General features: G+C 67.8%; 15 protein-coding genes. 9 read left to right on the top strand and 6 right to left on the bottom strand.

Translation table 11 applies throughout. The annotated features are described in order from the left end of the window. The 7 genes from ACIA49_RS09145 to ACIA49_RS09175 all read left to right on the top strand — a co-directional run bounded on the left by ACIA49_RS09145 (position 1) and on the right by ACIA49_RS09175 (position 7656). The gene (locus ACIA49_RS09145) at positions 1 to 837 is read left to right on the top strand and encodes an NADH-quinone oxidoreductase subunit J (RefSeq protein WP_396376605.1); all 837 of its coding nucleotides are present in this window, start codon (positions 1 to 3) and stop codon (positions 835 to 837) included. Then, positions 834 to 1133, top strand: a complete 300-nt coding sequence (gene nuoK / locus ACIA49_RS09150) for an NADH-quinone oxidoreductase subunit NuoK (RefSeq protein ID WP_132411663.1) — start codon at positions 834 to 836, stop codon at positions 1131 to 1133. Before ACIA49_RS09145 ends, nuoK begins: the two co-directional genes overlap by 4 nt. A 12-nt stretch (positions 1134 to 1145) precedes the next feature. After that, on the top strand, positions 1146 to 3014 hold the full coding sequence (gene nuoL, locus ACIA49_RS09155; protein WP_396376606.1) for an NADH-quinone oxidoreductase subunit L: 1869 nt from the start codon (positions 1146 to 1148) through the stop codon (positions 3012 to 3014). Beyond that, the gene (locus ACIA49_RS09160; protein ID WP_396376607.1) at positions 3011 to 4534 is read left to right on the top strand and encodes an NADH-quinone oxidoreductase subunit M; all 1524 of its coding nucleotides are present in this window, start codon (positions 3011 to 3013) and stop codon (positions 4532 to 4534) included. The genes nuoL and ACIA49_RS09160 overlap by 4 nt, the downstream gene beginning before the upstream one ends. Positions 4535 to 4599: 65 nt before the next feature. After that, entirely contained in the window at positions 4600 to 6120 is a 1521-nt protein-coding gene (nuoN, locus tag ACIA49_RS09165) for an NADH-quinone oxidoreductase subunit NuoN (protein ID WP_396377179.1), read from the top strand. Continuing rightward, positions 6117 to 7163: a polyprenyl synthetase family protein gene (locus ACIA49_RS09170; protein WP_396376608.1), complete on the top strand. Its 1047-nt coding sequence runs from the start codon at positions 6117 to 6119 to the stop codon at positions 7161 to 7163. Before nuoN ends, ACIA49_RS09170 begins: the two co-directional genes overlap by 4 nt. A gap of 40 nt (positions 7164 to 7203) precedes the next feature. Continuing rightward, on the top strand, positions 7204 to 7656 hold the full coding sequence (locus tag ACIA49_RS09175) for a hypothetical protein (protein WP_396376609.1): 453 nt from the start codon (positions 7204 to 7206) through the stop codon (positions 7654 to 7656). Between the two features lie 165 nt (positions 7657 to 7821). On the opposite strand, the gene ACIA49_RS09180 is transcribed toward ACIA49_RS09175, so the two are convergent. The 3 genes from ACIA49_RS09180 to rarD all read right to left on the bottom strand — a co-directional run bounded on the left by ACIA49_RS09180 (position 7822) and on the right by rarD (position 9805). Further along, positions 7822 to 8289: a cupin domain-containing protein gene (locus ACIA49_RS09180; protein ID WP_396376610.1), complete on the bottom strand. Its 468-nt coding sequence runs from the start codon at positions 8287 to 8289 to the stop codon at positions 7822 to 7824. Between the two features lie 54 nt (positions 8290 to 8343). Then, positions 8344 to 8826, bottom strand: coding sequence for an RrF2 family transcriptional regulator (locus ACIA49_RS09185; RefSeq protein WP_396376612.1), 483 nt, complete (start codon positions 8824 to 8826; stop codon positions 8344 to 8346). A gap of 61 nt (positions 8827 to 8887) precedes the next feature. Further along, the gene (rarD, locus tag ACIA49_RS09190) at positions 8888 to 9805 is read right to left on the bottom strand and encodes an EamA family transporter RarD (RefSeq protein WP_396376613.1); all 918 of its coding nucleotides are present in this window, start codon (positions 9803 to 9805) and stop codon (positions 8888 to 8890) included. Positions 9806 to 9936: 131 nt separating this feature from the next. Here rarD and ACIA49_RS09195 point away from each other — a divergent pair, with 131 nt between their 5' ends. Continuing rightward, positions 9937 to 10689: a sugar phosphate isomerase/epimerase family protein gene (locus ACIA49_RS09195; RefSeq protein WP_396376614.1), complete on the top strand. Its 753-nt coding sequence runs from the start codon at positions 9937 to 9939 to the stop codon at positions 10687 to 10689. Here ACIA49_RS09195 and ACIA49_RS09200 read toward each other — a convergent pair. Both ACIA49_RS09200 and ACIA49_RS09205 read right to left on the bottom strand, forming a co-directional pair. Continuing rightward, positions 10686 to 12131, bottom strand: coding sequence for a hypothetical protein (locus ACIA49_RS09200; protein WP_396376615.1), 1446 nt, complete (start codon positions 12129 to 12131; stop codon positions 10686 to 10688). The genes ACIA49_RS09195 and ACIA49_RS09200 overlap by 4 nt on opposite strands. Then, positions 12128 to 12631 (bottom strand): SigE family RNA polymerase sigma factor, encoded by a 504-nt coding sequence (locus ACIA49_RS09205; RefSeq protein ID WP_396376616.1) that lies wholly within the window; start codon positions 12629 to 12631, stop codon positions 12128 to 12130. Before ACIA49_RS09205 ends, ACIA49_RS09200 begins: the two co-directional genes overlap by 4 nt. Before the next feature lie 188 nt (positions 12632 to 12819). Here ACIA49_RS09205 and ACIA49_RS09210 point away from each other — a divergent pair, with 188 nt between their 5' ends. Then, positions 12820 to 13581 carry a D-Ala-D-Ala carboxypeptidase family metallohydrolase gene (locus ACIA49_RS09210; protein ID WP_396376617.1) on the top strand — a complete coding sequence of 254 codons (762 nt, stop codon included), beginning with the start codon at positions 12820 to 12822 and terminating at the stop codon, positions 13579 to 13581. On the opposite strand, the gene ACIA49_RS09215 is transcribed toward ACIA49_RS09210, so the two are convergent. After that, positions 13578 to 14825: a DUF445 domain-containing protein gene (locus ACIA49_RS09215; protein ID WP_396376618.1), complete on the bottom strand. Its 1248-nt coding sequence runs from the start codon at positions 14823 to 14825 to the stop codon at positions 13578 to 13580. The genes ACIA49_RS09210 and ACIA49_RS09215 overlap by 4 nt on opposite strands. Between the last annotated feature and the right edge of the window lie 6 nt (positions 14826 to 14831).

Genomic DNA, 14831 nt, shown 5'->3' on the forward strand with positions numbered 1-14831 from the left:
ATGGTCGTCGGTTCCCAGGTCGCGTTCTGGCTGCTCGCACCGGTGATGGTGCTGGCCGCGATCGCGATGGTGCTGGTCCGCAAGGCCGTGCACTCCGCGCTGCTGCTGGCCACGGTGATGATCTGCCTGGCCGTCCAGTACGCCGCTCAGGACGCTCCGTTCCTGTTCGCCGTACAGATCATCGTCTACACCGGCGCGATCCTGATGCTGTTCCTGTTCGTGCTGATGCTGGTCGGTGTCGACGCGTCCGACTCCCTGGTGGAGACGATTCGCGGACAGCGGCTGCTCGCCGGTGTCGCGTTCCTCGGCTTCGGCATCCTGATCGTCGCCGCGGTCGGCAACGGCATCTACGGCAACCCGATCGGCCTGGCCGACGCGCAGCCGGACGGCAATCCCAAGGGCATCGCCCAGTTGCTGTTCGGCAAGTACGTGTTCGCCTTCGAGGTCACCTCGGCGCTGCTGATCACCGCGGCCCTCGGCGCGATGATGCTCGCGCACCGGGAGCGGCTGACCAAGAAGCGCACCCAGCGTGACCACGCCGAGGAGCGGATCCGCAAGTACGCCGAGCAGGGGGTCCACCCGGGTCCGCTGCCGACTCCCGGCGTACTGGCCCGGCACAACGCCGTCGACACGCCGGCCCTGCTGCCGGACGGGTCGATCGCACCCACCTCGGTTTCGCGCGTCCTGCAGGCTCGTGGCACCGTGTTCCCCGAAGCTGAGGAGCGCGACGAGATCAACACCGTGCTCGAGATCAGCGAGGGCGACCCCGGTGACAAGGTCCGGTCCGATGCCGAGAGCACCGACCAGACCGGGTTTGGCGAAGGAGGCAAGGCATGAGCACCGAGCCGTACATCGTGCTCGCGGCGATCCTGTTCAGTATCGGCGCGCTCGGCGTGCTGGTCCGCCGGAACGCCATCGTCGTGTTCATGTGTGTCGAGCTGATGCTGAACGCGGCCAACCTGGCGTTCGTCAGCTTCGCCCGCCAGCACGGCAACCTCGACGGCCAGATCGCCGCCTTCTTCGTGATGGTGGTGGCCGCGGCCGAGGTCGTGATCGGCCTGGCGATCATCATGGCCATCTTCCGCACCCGTCGTTCGGCCTCGGTCGACGACGCCAACCTGCTCAAGTACTGAGGTCTGAAACCGATGAGTCATGAGCTGACGTGGCTGCTGGTCGCGATTCCGGCGGTGTCCGCAGCGATCCTGCTGTTGGGTGGCAAGGCCACCAACAAGTGGGGTCACCTGCTCGGCACCGCGGCGTCGCTGGCCTCGTTCGTCTGCGGCGTCCTGCTGTTCGTCCAGATGCAGGGGCTGGGCGGCGAAGAACGGTCCGAGGCGGTTCGCCTGTTCGAGTGGTTCACGGTCGGGAACGTGAAGGTCGACTTCACGCTGCTGATCGACCCGCTCTCGATCCTGTTCGTGCTGCTGATCACCGGTGTGGGTTCGCTGATCCACATCTACTCGATCGGCTACATGGAGCACGACGTCCGGCGGCGCCGGTTCTTCGCCTACCTGAACCTGTTCATCGCGGCGATGCTGCTGCTGGTGCTGGCGGCGGACTACCTGCTGGTCTTCGTCGGCTGGGAGGGCGTCGGTCTGGCGTCGTACCTGCTGATCGGGTTCTGGCAGCACAAGACTTCGGCCGCGGTTGCGGCCAAGAAGGCCTTCGTGGTGAACCGGGTCGGTGACATCGGTCTCTCGCTCGCGGTGATGAGCATGTGGGGCCTGTTCGGCTCCTCGGCCTTCGCCTCGGTGAACGCCGGTGCCGAGGGCCTGTCGGGCACCTGGGCCACCCTGCTCGGCCTGATGCTGCTGCTGGCCGCGTGCGGTAAGTCCGCACAGGTGCCGCTGCAGTCCTGGCTGCTGGACGCGATGGAGGGCCCGACCCCGGTGTCGGCGCTCATCCACGCGGCGACCATGGTCACCGCGGGCGTCTACCTGGTGGTCCGCTCGCACGCGATCTTCGAGATGTCCGAGGCGGCCTCGACCGCCGTCGTCATCGTCGGTACGGTCACGGCGCTGGCCGGTGCGATCATCGGTACCGCCAAGGACGACATCAAGAAGGCGCTCGCCGGTTCGACGATGAGCCAGATCGGCTACATGATGCTCGCCGCGGGTCTCGGCCCGGCCGGGTACGTGTTCGCGATCTTCCACCTGATCACGCACGGCTTCTTCAAGGCCAACATGTTCCTCGGCGCCGGTTCCGTCATGCACGGGATGAACGACGACGTGAACATGCGCCACTACGGCGCCCTGCGGACGCCGATGAAGATCACCTTCGTCACCTTCGCGTTCGGCTACCTGGCGATCCTCGGCATCCCGCCGTTCGCCGGCTTCTTCAGCAAGGACAAGATCATCGAGGCGGCGTTCGCGCACAACATGGTGATCGGTCTGTGCGCGCTGCTCGGCGCGGGCATCACAGCGTTCTACATGACGCGCGTGATGCTGATGACCTTCCTCGGCAAGAAGCGCTGGGCCGACGACGTGCACCCGCACGAGTCGCCGAAGGTGATGACGATCCCGCTGATCATCCTGGCGGCGCTGTCGCTGGGTGGTGGCGCGCTGTACTTCGCCGGGCACTGGATCGAGCACTGGCTCGAGCCGATCGTCGGGGCCGAAGAGGAGCACCCGCCGCTGGCCCCGATCCTGATGACCGTGATCACGCTCGCGGTGGTTGCCGTCGGCATCGTGATCGCCGTCGCGAAGTACCGCCGCGACATCCCGCGGGAGGCCCCGGCCGGTTCGCCGCTGACGGTCCTCGCCCGGCGTGACCTCTTCGGTGACGCTCTGAACGAGGCGGTCCTGATGCGCCCGGGCCAGTACCTCACCCGGACGCTGGTCTGGCTCGACAACCGCGGCGTGGACGGCCTGGTGAACGGGCTGGCCGCACTGTTCGGTGGGCTGTCCGGCCGGCTCCGCCGGTTCCAGACGGGCTTCGTCCGTTCGTACGCACTCAGCATGGTCTTCGGCGCCGCATTCGTGGTCGTCGCCCTCCTCGCGGTGAGGTTGTCGTGAAAATCGGTTGGCTGACCCTCTTACTGCTGCTGCCCTTCGTGGGCGCCCTGGCCACCATGCTGGTGCCCAAGGCGAAGGCACTGCTGTCCAAGCAGGTGGCCCTCGGCTTCTCGCTGGTGACGCTGGTGCTGACGGCGATCGTTGCCGTCGGCTACCACCAGAACGGTGCCGAGAAGTACAACGAGACGCACACCTGGATCAAGGCCTTCGGCGCGAACTACGCCCTCGGCCTCGACGGTGTCGGCATCGTGCTGGTGGTCCTCACCGCACTGCTGACCCCGATCGTGCTGATCGCGTCCTGGAACGACGCCGACAAGGGCCGCTGGTCGGAGAAGTCCTTCTTCGCCTGGATCCTGGCGCTGGAGGCACTGTCGATCGGTGTCTTCTCGGCGACCGACGTGTTCCTCTTCTACGTGCTGTTCGAGGCCACGCTGATCCCGATGTACTTCCTGATCGGTGGCTTCGGCGGTCCGCAGCGCTCCTACGCCGCGGTGAAGTTCCTGCTGTACTCGCTGCTCGGCGGTCTGCTGATGCTGGCCTCGGTGGTCGGCCTGTACGTGCTCTCCGCGCGCGCCGGCGACCCGTCGTACCTGCTCAGTGACCTGATCAAGCTCGACATCGGCCAGAACACCGAGCGGTGGCTGTTCCTCGGCTTCTTCTTCGCCTTCGCGGTGAAGGCGCCGATGGTGCCGTTCCACACCTGGCTGCCGGACGCCGCCGGTGAGGCGACGCCGGGCACCTCGGTGCTGCTGGTCGGCATCCTGGACAAGATCGGCACCTTCGGGATGATCCGGTTCTGTCTGGGCCTGTTCCCGAACGCGTCCGAGTGGGCCACCCCGGTGGTCCTGGTGCTCGCGCTGATCTCGGTCCTGTACGGCGCCCTGGTGGCGATCGGCCAGACCGACATCAAGCGGCTGATCGCCTACACGTCGATCTCGCACTTCGGCTTCATCGTGATGGGTATCTTCGCGCTGACGTCGCAGGGCCTGACCGGCTCGACGCTCTACATGTTCAACCACGGTCTCTCCACCGCGGCGCTGTTCCTGGTCGCCGGGTACCTGATCTCCCGGCGCGGGTCCGCGCGGATCGCCGACTACGGCGGGGTCGAGAAGGTCGCCCCGGTGCTGGCCGGAACGTTCCTGTTCGCGGGTCTGTCCAGCCTGGCGCTGCCCGGTCTGTCGCCGTTCATCTCCGAGTTCATGGTGCTGGCCGGAACCTTCAGCAAGCACAAGGTGATCGCGGTGATCGCGGTCGTCGGGATCGTGCTGGCGGCGCTGTACATCCTGCTGATGTACCAACGCACGATGACCGGGCCGGTCCGTGAAGGCATCGAGAAGCTGAAGGACCTGAACAAGCGGGAGATCCTCGCGATCGCCCCGCTCGTGCTCCTGATCGTCGGCCTCGGCATCTTCCCGAAGCCGATCGTCGACATCATCAAACCCGCGGTCGAGTCGACCATGCAGCGTGTCGGTGTCACCGACAAGGCTCCGCAGATCCCCGTGACGGAGGGACAGAAGTGATCGGCCTGATCCTGCCGGCGGCAGACTTCGTCGCGCCGAAGATCGAGTACAACGAGCTCGCACCGATGCTCGTGGTGTTCGGCGCGGCCTGCGTCGGCGTTATCGCCGAGGCGTTCCTGCCGCGGCCGCTGCGGCACGCTGCGCAGCTGGCGATCACCGTGGTGGCGCTGCTGGCCGCCGGGGTGCTGACCGGGTTCCTGGTCAACGACAACAAGGAACTGATCGCGGCCCAGGGCGCCATCTCGGTCGACGGCCCGGCACTGTTCACCTGGCTGATCCTGCTGGCGCTGACGCTGATCAGCGTGCTGCTGTTCGCCGAGCGCTCGCTCGACGGTGGCCTGTCCGCCTTCGCGAGCCAGGCGGCCGCCGTACCGGGGTCCGAGGCCGAGCGTGAGGGCACGGCGGCCCGGATCGAGCACACCGAGATCTTCCCGCTGACCCTGTTCGCGGTCGGCGGCATGATGCTGTTCGCGTCGGCCAACGACCTGCTGGTGCTGTTCGTCGCGCTCGAGGTCTTCTCGCTGCCGCTGTACCTGCTCTGCGGCCTGGCGCGTCGTCGCCGGCTGATCTCGCAGGAAGCCGCGATGAAGTACTTCCTGCTCGGGGCGTTCGCCTCCGCGTTCCTGCTGTTCGGGATCGCGCTGCTCTACGGGTACGCCGGAACCATGTCGCTCGGCGGGATCGCGGACGCACTGGCCAAGGACACCGGCTCGGAGACCATCCTGCTGGCCGGGACCGGTCTGATCGGGGTCGGCCTGCTGTTCAAGGTCGGCGCCGTACCGTTCCACTCCTGGACGCCGGACGTCTACCAGGGTGCGCCGACGCCGGTCACCGGGTTCATGGCGGCCTGCACCAAGATCGCCGCGTTCATCGGCCTGATGCGCGTCTTCTACGTCGCCCTCGGCGGTACGCGCTGGGACTGGGCGCCGATGATGTGGATCGTCGCGATCCTCACCATGGTGGTCGGTTCGATCGTCGCGATCACCCAGACCGACGTGAAGCGCATGCTGGCCTACTCGTCGATCGCGCACGCGGGCTTCCTGCTGACCGCGTTCGTCGGCCTGGCCCAGGTCGGGAACGGTGTCCACAACGGCATCACCTCGACCCAGGCGGTGCTGTTCTACCTGGTCTCCTACGGCTTCCCGACGATCGGTGCCTTCGCGGTCGTCACGCTGGTCCGCGACGCGGGCGGCGAGGCCACCCACCTGTCGCGGTGGGCAGGCCTCGGCAAGAAGTCGCCGCTGCTGGCCGGGATCTTCGCGTTCTTCCTGCTCTCCTTCGCCGGTATCCCGCTGACCGCGGGTTTCACCGGCAAGTGGGCGGTCTTCAGCGCGGCCTGGACCGGTGGGGCGTGGCCGTTGGTCGTCGTCGCCGTCCTGTCCAGCCTGGTCGCCGCGTTCTTCTACGTCCGCGTGATCGTGCTGATGTTCTTCTCGGATCTGCCGGCCGACGCGCCCGACGTGGCGCTGCCGGGCTGGCAGACCACGACCGCGGTCGCTCTCGGTCTCGCCGCCACAGTGGTTCTCGGACTGGTCCCCGGACCGGTGCTCGACCTGGCGGCCCGCGCGGGTGAGTTCATCCGTTGAGCCCGACCCCGCCGCTGCCGGCCGAGAGCCTGGGCTTCGCGTTCGCCGATGAGGCGCTCGAAGCCCGGGTCCGCGCTGGGCTGGAGGCTGTCGAACAGGCGCTGCGCGACTCCACCGAGTCCGAGGCGCCGTTCGTCACCGCCGCCGCCCAGCACGTCATGGTTGCCGGCGGCAAGCGGTTCCGGCCGCTGCTGGTCCTGATCGGGGCCGAGTTCGGCCCCTCACCGGCCTCGACCGACGTGGTGCTGAATCGTGATGACGTCGTCAAGGCAGCCGTGGTGGTCGAGCTGACCCACGTGGCGACCCTGCACCACGACGACGTGATGGACGAGGCCGCGCTCCGCCGCGGCTCGGCCACCGCGAACGCGCGCTGGGACAACTCGGTCGCGATCCTGTCCGGCGACTGGCTGTTCGCCCGCGCCTCGGACCTGGTCGCCGATCTGGGACCGGACGCCGTACGGATCCAGGCCCGCACCTTCGGCCGCCTGGTCGAGGGCCAGATCCGCGAGACGCTCGGCGTCAGCGAAGGCCAGGACCCGCTCAAGCACTACCTCTCGGTCATCGCCGACAAGACCGGCTCGCTGATCGCCACCTCCGCCCTCTTCGGCGCCCGCTTCGCCGGCGCCTCCGAAGACGTCCAGGAATCCCTGCGCGCCTTCGGCGAAGAGATCGGCATCGCCTTCCAGCTCGCCGACGACATCCTCGACATCGCCGGCGACTCCGGCCAGTCCGGCAAGACCCCAGGCACCGACCTGCGCGAAGGCGTCCCCACCCTCCCGGTCCTCATCTTCCGCGCCCAGGCCGACCCCTCGAACCCCGACGACGCCAGGCTCTTGGAGCTTCTCGACTCGGACCTGACCGACGACGCGCGCCTCGCTGAGACCCTGGAACTCCTCCGCGCCAACCCCGCCTTCACCCAGGCCGAGGACGACGTCCGCCGCCGAGCCGCCGACGCCCGCAAACTCCTCACCTCCCTCCCCGAAGGCCCCGCCCGCCAAGCCCTCGACTCCCTCTGCGACCTGGTGGTCACCCGCTCCGTCTGAGCTACAGACGAGGGGCTGCGCGTGGCCCTACGGTGAGCAGATGGATTCGACGGTTGCCGTCGCGGCGATGGGTTTTGTCGCGACGATCGGTGGGGTGGCGCTCTCGGCCTACTGGCAGCGCTCGAGTGCACGCGAGGCTCAGATGCTCGCCGCTCAGGTGCAGGTGTACGGCGCCTGTGTGGAAGCACTTCACGAGTACGAACGCGTGATGTTCAGCCGCGTCCGGGCTCGGATCGAACAGCGGCCTGACGCCGAGCGGGAGGCGCTCCGCCAGGAGGCCTACCGATGCGATACGCGGGCACGATCCGCGATCGGCCAGGCAATCTTCCTGAGTGGTGACGAAGGACTCGACGAACAGCTCGACGACGTGCGCGACAAGGTCGAGGCCTTGAACAGAGTGGACGCTCTCCCGGACCTCTGGCACCGCCACGACGAGATCCTCAAAACGCTCCGGCAGGTCCTGAGCCGAGTCCGCAAAGGCCTACCGCACTAGCGGTCCAGCGGACCTTGAGCACCCCTCAGCCATTCCTGCATGCAAAACGTGGTTGGTCGGTGCACAAAGCGAGGCAGTACGGCGACTTTGTGCACGGCGCGGTCATGTGTGGGGGCTAGGCGGTTGATGGGTGCTCAAGGTGGGTGAGGGGATGGCGGTGGGTGGTTAGCGGTTTTGCCAGGTGGGGCTTTCGGCGTAGTGGTTGTCGTAGAGGTCGCTGGTGGCGGCTACCTCGGTCCAGGGGGTGTCGCCTCGGTAGGCCTGCTCGAGGAGGCGGTAGTAGCCGAAGCGGGGTTTGGCGTGGGTGAGGACGAAGAGGACCTCGGCGTTCGACGTACCGGCTGCTTCGAAGGCGTGGGTGGTGCTGGGCGGTACGACGAGGAAGTCGCCGCGTTCGAGGACGATCAGCTCGTCGTCGAGGAGGACGCGCAGTTGGCCGGCGAGGACGAAGAAGAGCTCCGAGGCCTCGTGGTGCTGGTGCGGGGGAGCGCCTTCCTTGCCGGGCTGGAAGGTCGAGCGGTGGCTGGTCAGCTGACCGCCGGTCTCCGGTACGTCGGCCAGCAGCGTCACGCCACTCGCGGACAGCACCTCGCCATCGGTCGCGCGAACCAGGACAGGCTTGGTGAACGTCATGATGAAGCTCCTTTGTGGATGTCGAATGTCCAGAATTAAGGCATGGAACAACAGCTAGGACTTGAGGTTGGCGAAATGCGTGCGGGTGTTCTCCGGCGCGGCCGGGAACTCGGCCAGCACCCGCTCGGCGATGTCCGCGATACTCTGGCCGGCGAGCTCGCGCCGGTAGGTGAGCTCGGCCGCGCGCATCGCTCGCGAGATGTGGCAGGTCTTCACGTAGTCGGTCTTCGGGTTCGCCGCCGGCCCGGCCTTCAGGATCTCGGTGCACCGGAACGCGTCGTCCGCCCCGTCGATCGCCACGACGATGTCGAGCAGACTGATCTTCTTCGGGTCCCGGGCCAGCTGGAACCCACCCTTCGGACCCGAGGCCGAGGTCAGGATCCCGGCCCGCGCCAGCGCCTGCAACTGCTTGTTCAGGTACGCCGTCGGCAGCTCGTAGAAGGCGGCGAGGCGCTTGGCGGTGACCGCCTCACCGGGGACCCAGCTGAGGTTCACGCAGCTGTGCATCGCCCATTCGACGCCCTCGTTCATCTTCATAATCTGGATATTAGACGTCCAGAATAGCCGCAGTCAAGCCGCTTCGGCCGAACCGCCAGGGTCAGGCTGCCGAGGTGGCCAGGGCTGCGCGCTCGAGGGCGATCGAGCGGCGGCGCCGGTTCAGGCTGTCGAAGGTGAAGAGGGTGAGCGCGAGCCAGACCAGGCCGAAGCCGGCCCAGCGCATCGGCGACATGTGCTCGTGGAAGAGCGTGACCCCGCAGATGAACTGCAGGATGGGCGCGATGTAGTTCAGCAGCCCGAGTGTGGTCAGCGAGGTCCGGGTCGCGGCCGCGCCGAAGAACAGCAGCGGTACGGCGGTGAGCGGGCCGGTCAGCAGCACCAGCACGAAGTACCCGGCGCCGTGATGCGTGACCGTCGACTGGCCTTGCGCACCCAGTACGGCGATCGCCGCGACCGCCAGCGGTACGACGGTCGCCGACTCGACCGCCATCCCCTCGATCGCCCCCGCGTCCGCCTTCTTCTTGACCAGCCCGTAGAAGCCCCACGAGAACGTCAGCAGGATCGCGATCCACGGCGGCCGCCCGTTCTCGATGGCCAGGCCGAGAACCGCGATGAACGCGATCGCCAGCGCCACCCACTGCACCACCCGCAGCCGTTCCTTCAGTACGACGACGCCAAGGAACACCGCGAACAACGGAGTGATGAAGTAGCCGAGCGACGTCTCCACGACATGACCGTGGATCACGCCCCAGATGTACGTCCCCCAGTTGACCGAGATCAGCAGTGCGGCGCCCATCAGCGCCCAGCGCTTCCGCGGTTGCCGGAGCAACTCCTTCACGGCGCCGAACTTCCGCAGTACGGCGACCAGGGCCGCGATCGTGAGCAGTGACCAGACCACGCGATGCGCGAGCAGTTCGATCGCGCCGGACTTGTCGAGGAGTCGCCAGTAGATCGGGAACAGACCCCACAGCAGATAGGCGACGAACCCGTAGATGAACCCTTTTCGCTGATCCGGCACGTTCTGCACTCTAAGTCCGAATGTCAGTGGCATCCAAGAGCTTTGCTCATGACTTGAGACGGTGACCGGGATCGCGTGGGCGCCGTTGGCCCGATGAGGTTGGATAGAGGTGTGAACCTGAGGAGGCACCTGTGGGTGTGAGGACCGGTCTGGTCTCGGTGACGTTCCGTCAGTTGCCGGCCGACGAGGTGGTGGAGGTCGCGGCACGAGCCGGCCTGAAGGCGATCGAATGGGGTGGCGACATCCACGTCCCGCTCGGTGACCTGGTCGCCGCCCGGCGGGTGAAGAACCTGACCGAGCTGCACGGTCTGGAGACCGTCGCCTACGGCTCCTACCTGCGCGCCGGCGCCGCCGACCGCGAGCAGATGCGCGCCACCGTCGCCACCGCCGAGGCCCTCGGCGCCGCCCGCATCCGCGTCTGGGCCGGCACCGTCGGTACGGCGGAAGCCGGCGTCGGTGATCGGATGGCTGTCACCCGTGGTCTCGCCGAACTGTCGGACGTGGCCGCGAGCTCGGGGATCGAGGTCGCCCTCGAGTTCCACCGCAACACGCTCACCGACGAGGTCGACTCCACGATCACGCTGCTGATGGACGTGGGCGCCCCCAACCTCACGACGTACTGGCAGCCCCCGGTCGGCATGGACGACGACGAATGCCTGGAGCAGCTGGATGCGCTGCTGCCCTGGCTGACCACCGTCCACGTCTTCTCCTGGGACCCCGACGGCACTCGCCGCCCCCTGGCTACCAGGGAGCGGCTCTGGCGCCAGGTCCTCGCCAAGCTCGCGGCAGACCCCCGCGAGCTCAACGCGCTGCTCGAGTTCGTCCCCGACAACAACCCCGAGCAGCTCGTCAAAGACGCCGCCGACCTGCACGCCTGGCTCTAGTCCGGCAGGTAGATCGCGATCACCAGCGAGCCCCCGGTCGGCTTGCCCTCGGCGACACGCATCGTGGCCTTCTCCGCGGGGGCAGCCGGGAACGGTTCCTTCGAGACTCCGAGATCACCGTTGCTCTCGGAGTCGACCCCCGCGCCGCTGGGCGTCAGGGTGCCGACTTGTCCTTCGCTCCGGAAGTGACCGCGGCCGAGGCCGGTGCCGCCGTAGGCGAGCACGAAGTTCTGGTTGGCCGGGGTGTCGATCGAGACGCGCTTCGAGGGACCAGGTGCGGACTCGACCGTCGCGAGCCGGTAGTTGATGCCGCCGAGCTCGATGCGCTCCTCGAGCTTGACGCCGCCGACCACACGTCGCGGCCCCTGGGCGTAGATGCCCAGCCCGAGGTAGCCGTCGGTAGGAACCGGCGGGCTGTTCTTGTCCATGGGGACCAGGCGCGCCACCGCCTCGACCTCGTCGCCAGCCGGCGCCTGCTCGTCGCCGGAGATCGTGCCGCCGGAGGTTGCGGCATCCGTCGAGTTGCCGGAGCAGGTCATCTTCGTTGCCGGCTTGCCGTTGAGGGTGACTTCGATCCAGTACGGCGGATTGCCGGTGATCGCGCCGCTGTTCGCGGTACAGAACGGGCGGAAAGACAACAGTGAGCCGTTCGGCCGGAACTTGAAGCGGACCTCGTTGCTGCGAGGGCCCGCGACGCCTGCACCGAGCAGGGTGTCGCCGCCGACCTGCTTCCGGTAGACGAGGCCGTTCTGCTGGAAGTCGTTCGGCCCTGCTGCCGGCGCGGCGGGGCCTCCGATGCGAGCCGCGTCGGTGGTGGAGTAGATGCCGACCTGGGCTCGTACGGTCACGGTCACCGGCTTGCCGCTGTCGGCTTCGACGACCTCGGCGGAGACCGTTGTCGCCTTGCCGACCGGTGTGGTGAGCCAGAGGGCGGAGTCGGCGAGGAAGGTGCCCAGGGGACCGGTATCCTTCTCGGTCTCCACGCCGGAGTTGTCGCAGTAGGAACTGCCGACATACCGGTCGCCGATCTTCACCCTGACCTCTGTCGGGCCGGTGGTGCCGCGGCCGTCGCACTTGGCGTACACGGCGATCTTGTCGGTGGTCGGCGTCCAGGCGAAGCTGAACTTGTTCTGGCCGGGTTCGCCGATCCAGGGCTTGAGGAGTCTGTCGCCGTTGACCATGCCGGGCAGCGTCCAGCCGTTCTGCGTGTAGTCCTGCGGCGGTGTGTTGTCGGCCGGGTCCGGTGCCGAGTTGTTCACCACGCCCGGGACGACCGCGATGGCGATCGCGGCAACGGCGGCGACCGAGGCCAGAGCTCCCGCCGTACGGCGTTGTTTGGTACGGCGGATCTTGTGGCGCACGCCGGGCAGGAGGTCGGGCTGGCGGTCGGCGGCTTCGTCGGCGCGGGTGGTGAGCTCGTCGCGCAGGTTTTGGAGGTTCATCGCGGGGTCTCCTGAGTGGCAGGGGCGCCGGAGAGGAGGGCGGGGTCCAGGCGGAGTTTCGCTACTGCCTTGCTGGCTTGGCTTTTGACGGTGCCGACCGTGGTACCGAGGAGGCGGGCCGTTTCGGCCTCGGTGAGGTCCTCGTAGTAGCGCAGGACGATCACGGCGCGCTGGCGGCGGGGGAGCCGTTGCAGCGCTTCCCAGAGGTCGCCCTGGTACTCGGGTCCGGAGGTCGAACCGGTCTCGGGGAGCTCGTCGCTGGGCACCTCGTGGTGCCAGCGGCGGCGCCACCAGGACGAGTACGTGTTCACCATGATCTTGCGGACGTACGGCTCGGGGTTGTCACCCTCGATCCGGGACCACGCGAACCAGGCCTTGGCGAGGGCGGTCTGCACCAGGTCCTCGGCCAGCGCGTGGTCGTGGGTCAGGAGGTACGCCGTTCGCAGCAGCCGCCCGGAGCGGGCTGCGACGAAGGCGTCGAATCCCTCGCTTGCTGTCACCGGGGGCCCCGTTTCTCCCGCACGCAGAGTGAGCGTGCTGTGCTTGATGGTCACATCTTGCCTGACCAGGTGTCCCCGGGATTTGGTTGCCTGTTCGGTACAAAGTTCCTTCTGAGGCCTAGGCAACCGGTGATTTCTGCCGCCATGCTGTCGGGCAGACAAGTCCCTTCACCGCCCCGGAGGTTGTCATGTCCCATCTGATCGGCCGTCCGCTCCCGCGGATCGCCGCCCTGCTTCTCCTGTTCGCCGCGATGCTCACGACGACCGTCGTCGCCCAGGTCGTCAACCCCACCGCGGCCCACGCCGACGGCTGCTACACGTGGGGCCGCTCCCTCGCCCAGGGGACCAGCGGCGCCGACGTGACCCAGCTACAGATCCGCGTCGCCGGTTACCCCGCGTACGGCGCTCACATCGCCACTGACGGTGTCTTCGGGCCGGCCACGAAGGCCGCCGTACAGAGGTTCCAGTCGGCGTACGGGCTGACGGCGGACGGCGTCGCCGGGCCGGCGACGTTCAGCAAGCTCTACGCGCTGCAGGACGACGACTGCACCCCGATCCACTTCACGTACGCCGAGCTGGATGACGGGTGCGGCGGATCCGGGTACGACGGCGGTCCGCTGAGCGAGGCGGCCACCAAGGCGAACGCCCTGCAGACCATGTGGCAGCTCGAGGCGCTGCGGCACGCCCTGGGCGACCAGCCGCTGAACATCTCCAGCGGCTTCCGCAGCATCCCGTGCAACCGTTCGGTCGGTGGCGCGAGCAACAGCGAGCACCTCTACGGACGCTCGGCCGACCTGACCGGTGTCCACTCCTTCTGCACGATGGCCAAGCAGGCCCGCTACCACGGTTTCGGTGGCATCCTCGGCCCGGGCTACCCCGACCACAACGACCACACGCACCTCGACATCCGCACCAGCAACTTCTGGAGCGCCCCGAACTGCGGGATCTAGAGCAGCTGGCTCACCGAGTGAATTACTAGCCCCACCAGGGCTCCGACGACGGTTCCGTTGATCCGGATGAACTGCAGGTCGCGACCGACGTGCAGTTCGATCCGGGCCGACGCCTCGCGGCCGTCCCAGCGGGCGATCGTGTCGGAGATGACCGAGACGATCTCGGTGCCGTAGGTCCGGATCACGTAGCTGACGGCCTCGGTGGCGCGGTCGTCCACCTTGCCGCGCAGGACGTCGTCGGTCTGCAGCCGCTGACCCAGATCCTGGATCACCTTCACCCCGCGGACGCGGAGCGTGCTGGCCGGGTCCTGGATCGAGTCGATGAGTGCCGTCCGCAACGAATCCCAGACCGCGGTCAGGCTGGAGCCCATGTCGGGGTGAGTGAGCATCCGGGCCTTGAAGGCCTCGAACCGCGCCATCGTCTCGGCGTCGTTCTGCAGGTCGGTCGCGAGCTTGCGCAGCAGCCGGTCGATCGCTTGCCGCGCCGCATGATCCTGGTTGTCCCGTACGTCGGCCAGCCACGCGAGCGCCTCGCGATGAATCCGGTCGACCACCAGCCGATCGACCCACATCGGTGACCACCGCGGCGCCCGCGGGCCGACCACGTCGGCGAGGAGTTCGCGGTTGTCGCTCAGCCAGTCGTATGCCTCGATCATCAGCAGGTCGAACAGCGCGTGATGCGCGCCGTCGTCGACGACCGACTCGAGGAAGTGCCCCGCGATCGGGCTCAGCGGTTCCTTGACGAATCGCGGCAGCAGCGACCCCCGGACGAACGCGGTCACGTCCTCGTCCCCGAGCTTCGGCAGTGCAGCCCCGATGGTCCGGGCGCCCTCGGCCACGATCCGCTCGGCGTGGTTACCCGCGGCCAGCCATTCGCCGGCCCGGCGGCTCACGTCGGCCGACTTCATCTTCTCCGCCACCACCTCCTCGGAGAGGAAGTTCTCGGTGACGAACTGCTCCAGGCTCTCGGCCAGCGTGTCCTTGCGCGTCGGCACGATCGCGGTGTGCGGGATCGGCAGCCCGAGCGGATGCCGGAACAACGCCGTCACCGCGAACCAGTCCGCCAGCGCACCGACCATCGCCGCCTCGGACGCCGCGTTGACGTACGCCCATCCGCCGTCGCGGTGCAGCGTGACCACGTAGATCACCGCGGCCAGCACCAGCAACGACAGCGCGACCAGTCGCATCTGCCGCAGCCCACGCCGCCGTACGAGGTCGGCGGCGCCCAACGTCACTGTTGCCATACTCCG

Origin of the sequence: Kribbella sp. NPDC051587 (assembly GCF_044453945.1) — a bacterium.
GTDB lineage: Bacteria > Actinomycetota > Actinomycetes > Propionibacteriales > Kribbellaceae > Kribbella.